This window comes from Methylobacterium nigriterrae, from assembly GCF_037106235.1.
GTDB classification, from domain to species: Bacteria; Pseudomonadota; Alphaproteobacteria; order Rhizobiales; family Beijerinckiaceae; genus Methylobacterium; species Methylobacterium nigriterrae.
In genome coordinates this window covers 1-4,650 of record NZ_JBAWTG010000237.1, presented here as the reverse complement: position 1 = coordinate 4,650, position 4,650 = coordinate 1, and the positions used below count along the sequence as shown (strand labels likewise).

General features: G+C 68.9%; 3 protein-coding genes. All 3 read left to right on the top strand.

Annotated features, from left to right (window positions below; translation table 11 throughout):
• Positions 1-1,036: efflux RND transporter periplasmic adaptor subunit (locus WDW90_RS35140; protein WP_336492367.1), on the top strand; the 1,036-nt coding region annotated here is incomplete at its 5' end.
• Between the two features lie 4 nt (positions 1,037-1,040).
• Positions 1,041-4,226, top strand: coding sequence for an efflux RND transporter permease subunit (locus WDW90_RS35135; RefSeq protein WP_336492366.1), 3,186 nt, complete (start codon positions 1,041-1,043; stop codon positions 4,224-4,226).
• Between the two features lie 42 nt (positions 4,227-4,268).
• On the top strand, positions 4,269-4,650 hold a 382-nt coding region (locus WDW90_RS35130), incomplete at its 3' end, for a polyphosphate kinase 2 family protein (RefSeq protein ID WP_488803320.1).

Genomic DNA, 4,650 nt, shown 5'->3' with positions numbered 1-4,650 from the left:
CTCGGCCCTGCCGGTCGGGACCGTTCTCGCCCAACGCAGGGCCATCGATCAGGCGCTCGACTTCGTCGGGCGCGTCGAGGCCATCGGCCGCGTCGAGGTGCGTGCGCGGGTCACCGGCTTCCTCGACGCCGTCCTGTTCAAGGAGGGTGACCCGGTCAAGGAAGGCGCGCCGCTCTACCGGATCGAGCGCGACCTGTTCGAGGCTTCCGTCAAGCAGGCCGAGGGCGCCCTGGAGCGCAGCAAGGCCGCGGAGGCCCTCGCCGCCATCCAGCTGCGCAGGGCGCAGGAGCTGCTCGACAAGAATTCCGGCACCGTGGTGGCTCGCGACCAGGCGCGCGCCGCCCTCGATCAGGCGAAAGGGGCCGTCACGGGCGACGAGGCCAACCTCCAGACGGCCCGGATCAATCTCGGCTACACCGAGATTTTCGCGCCCATCGCCGGCCAGATCGGCCGCACCAGCGTGACGAAGGGCAACGTCGTCGGACCGGACAGCGGGGTCCTCACCTCGATCGTCAGCCAGGACCCGATGTATGTCACCTTCCCGGTGAGCCAGCGCGAGTTCCTGCGCTACCAGCAGGGCGGGGACCGGCCCGACCGGAGCAAGGTCGTGGTCCGGATCCGCTTCCAGGACGGCTCGGATTACGGCCAAGTGGGCCGGGTCGACTTCGTCAACGTCAGCGTCGACCGGATCACCGACACGGTCGTGGTGCGCGCCGTCATGCCGAATCCGACGGGTGTCTTGCGCGACGGTCAGCTGGTGCGGGTCGCCCTGCAGGTGGGCGAGCCCGAACAGAAGGTGGTGGTGCCGCAATCGGCGCTGATCGCCGACCAGGGCGGCGCTTACGTCTTCGTCGTCGAGGATGGCCGGGCTGCGATCCGGCGGGTCAAGCCGGGCCCCGGCGGCACCGGGCCGGACGCCGTCATCGACGAGGGGCTCTCCGGCGGCGAACTCGTCATCGTCGACGGGCTGCAGCGAGTCCGGCCCGGGGTCGCCGTGCGGGCGACCCCGATCGCCCAGTCGGCCAGCAGGACCTGAGCCCATGCTCTCCGCCATCTTCGTCGATCGGCCGCGTCTCGCAGTGGTCATCGCGATCGTCATCTCCATCGCCGGCGCGCTGGCGCTCGTGACCATCCCGGTGGCCCAGTACCCCGACATCGTGCCGCCGCAGGTCTCGGTGACGACCAACTACCCCGGCGCCGCGGCCGAGGTGGTGGAATCGACCGTCGCGCAGCCCATCGAGTCCCAGGTCGTGGGCGTCGACAAGATGATCTACATGAAGAGCGTCAGCGGCAACGACGGCAGCTACACGCTCATCGGCTCGTTCGAGCTCGGGACCGATCCCGACATCAACGCGGTCAACGTCAACAACCGCGTCCAGATCGCGCTCGCCAAGCTGCCCGAGGACGTCCGCCGGCAGGGCGTCACGGTCAAGAAGAAGTCCTCGGCGCTTCTCGGCGTGCTCGCGGTCTACTCGCCGAAGGCGATCCAGGACCCGCTCTTCATCTCCAACTATGTGACGATCAACATCCTCGACCGCATCAAGAGCACGCCGGGAGTGGGTGACGCGACGCTCTGGGGCCCGCAGGACTACGCCATGCGGGCGTGGGTGCGCACGGACCAGCTGACCGGCCTGAACCTGACCACGGGCGACGTCATCGCGGCGATCCAAGCCCAGAACGTGCAGGCCCCGGTCGGGCGGATCGGCGCCCGCCCGATCTCGGACGAGCAGCAGCTCCAGCTCAGCATCCAGACGCAAGGGCGCCTGGCCTCGGCCGATCAGTTCCGGAACATCGTCCTGCGCACGAATCCGGATGGATCCGTGCTGCGCCTCGGCGACGTGGCCCGGATCGAGCTCGGCGCGGCCAGCCTCGACCGCGAGACCCGCCTGAACGGCAGCCCTGCCACCGTCATCGCGATCTATCAATCCCCGGGCGCGAACGCGATCGCGACCCTCAAGGAGGTTGAGGCCCGTGTCGGCGCCCTGGCGAAGTCTTTCCCCGAAGGTCTGGCCTGGAAGATCACCTACGATCCCACGGCCTTCATCACCGAGACGGTGCACGAGGTCCAGAAGACGCTGGTCGAGGCCTTCGTGCTCGTCGTGATCGTGGTGTTCCTGTTCCTCGGCAGTCTGCGGGCCACGCTCATCCCGACGCTCGCCGTGCCGGTCAGCCTGATCGGTACGTTCATCGTCTTGAAGGCCGTCGGCTACTCGGCGAACTCGGTGTCGCTGCTCGCCCTCGTGCTCGCCATCGGCATCGTGGTCGACGACGCCATCGTGGTCGTGGAGAACGTCGAGCGCGTGATGGAGGAGCACCCGGAGCTGTCGCCGCGCGAGGCGACGAAGCGGGCAATGGCCGAGATCACGGCGCCGATCATCGCCATCACGCTGGTCCTGCTGTCGGTGTTCGTGCCGGTCGCCTTCGTGCCCGGGATCTCGGGCGAGCTCTTCCGCCAGTTCGCCGTCGCGGTCGCCGTCTCGATGCTGATCTCGGCCATCAACGCGCTGACCCTGTCGCCGGCCCTCTGCGGCGTGCTGCTGCGGCCGCATCACGGTCCCCGCCGGGGCATCATGGGCCTGGTCATGCGATTCATCGACCGGGTCCGCGACGGCTACGGCGCCGCCGTGGCGCGCATCGTGCGCCTCTCCGTCCTCGGCCTCGTGCTCGCGGGGGCTGCCGCCTACGGCACGCTCCAGCTCGCGAGAATCACCCCGACCGGCTTCCTGCCGGAGGACGACCAGGGCGCCTTCTTCGTCGTCGTGCAGTTGCCGGAGGGGGCTGCCGTCGGGCGGACCGCCGACGTGGTGGCCCGTGCCGAGGGCATCCTCAGGGAGGAGCACGCGGTTGCGGACTACACCTCTGTCATCGGCCTGAACTTCATCGACAACTATTCTCAGGGCAACGCGGCCTTCATGGTGGTGACGCTCAAGCCCTTCGACGAGCGCAAGGGGGCGAACGACGGCGCGGCGGCCATCATCGCGCGTCTCGGGCAGCGGTTCCGGGAGATCCAGGGCGGGACCGTCGTGCCTCTGGCACCGCCTCCCATCATCGGCCTCGGCACCGGCGGCGGCTTCGCGTATGTCCTCGAGGACCTGCGCGGCGGCGATCCGAAGGAGCTCGCCCAAGTGCTGCGCGGACTGATCGTGGCGGCCAACGAGGAGCCGCGCCTCAACCGGGTCTTCAGCACGTTCTCGGCGACGAACCCGTCCGTCTACCTCGACATCGACCGCGACAAGGTCCAGATCCTCGGCGTGCCGCTCAACACCGTGTTCCAGGCGCTGCAGGCGTCGCTCGGCGGCTTCTACGTCAACGACATCAACCTGTTTGGCCGGACCTGGCAGGTGCAGGTGCAGGCCGAGGCTGCGGACCGGGCGAAGATCGACGACATCTACCGCATCAACGTGCGCAATCGGGACGGTCAGATGGTACCGCTGCGCAGTCTCGCAGAGGTCCGCATCGTGGTCGGTCCGCCCGCGCTGATCCGGTACAACAACCTGCGGTCCGTCACGGTCCAGGGCTCGCCCGCCCCGGGTGTCTCCTCCGGCCAGGCACTCGCCGCCATGGAGGGTGTCGCGGCTCGCACCCTGCCGGCCGGTTTCTCCGGCGAGTGGACCGACACGGCCTTCCAGGAGAAGCGTGCGGAGGGCAAGACCGCGATCATCTTAGGATTCGCGGTTCTGTTCGCGTTCCTGTTCCTCGTCGGCCTCTACGAGAGCTGGACGATCCCCGTCCCCGTGCTGCTGTCGGTCACCGTCGGCATTCTCGGGGCCTACGCGGCCATGGTGTGGGGCAGGCTCACCCTCGACCTCTACGCCCAGATCGGCATGATCGTCCTCATCGGCCTGGCTGCCAAGAACGGCATTCTCATCGTCGAGTTCGCCAAGGAGCAGCGGGAGCGGGGCGTCGAACTGCGCGAGGCGGCGACCGAGGGCGCGCGCCTGCGCTTCCGCCCCGTCATGATGACCTCCTTCGCCTTCATCCTCGGCCTGTTGCCGCTCGTGATCGCCGTCGGCGCCTCGCAGCTCGCCCGGCGCAACGTCGGCACGCCGGTCTTCGGCGGCATGATCGCCGCCTCCTTCCTGGGCATCTTCGTGATCCCGCCCCTCTACGTGATCTTCCAGAGCCTGCGCGAGCGGGCCTGGAGCCTCGTGGGAGGCAGGGGCAGAAAGGCGGATCGGCCGGCAAAGAAGGCGGCGGGCACGCCGGGGCACCTTCCGGCCGAATGAGCTCTCTCGGACCCCCGCGCCGCAGAGGGAGGACGATCGATGATGCACGACACGCCGCCGATCCTTGAGCGCGACAAGCCCGACGAGGGCGCACGGGACGGCGAGGCCAAGCTCAAGCGCAAGGCCTACGAGCGAGAGCTGCACAAGCTTCAGGTGCAGCTCTGCCATCTCCAGGACTGGGTCAAGCGGACGGGCGCTCGCATCGTCGTCGTCTTCGAGGGGCGCGACGCCGCCGGCAAGGGCGGCACGATCAAGGCCATCACGGAGCGGGTCAGTCCGCGGGTGTTCCGCGTCGTCGCGCTGCCGGCGCCATCCGACCGGGAGCAGTCCCAGATGTTCATCCAGCGCTACATCGAGCGATTCCCGGCGGGGGGCGAGATCGTGATCTTCGACCGCAGCTGGTACAACCGCGCCGGCGTCGAGC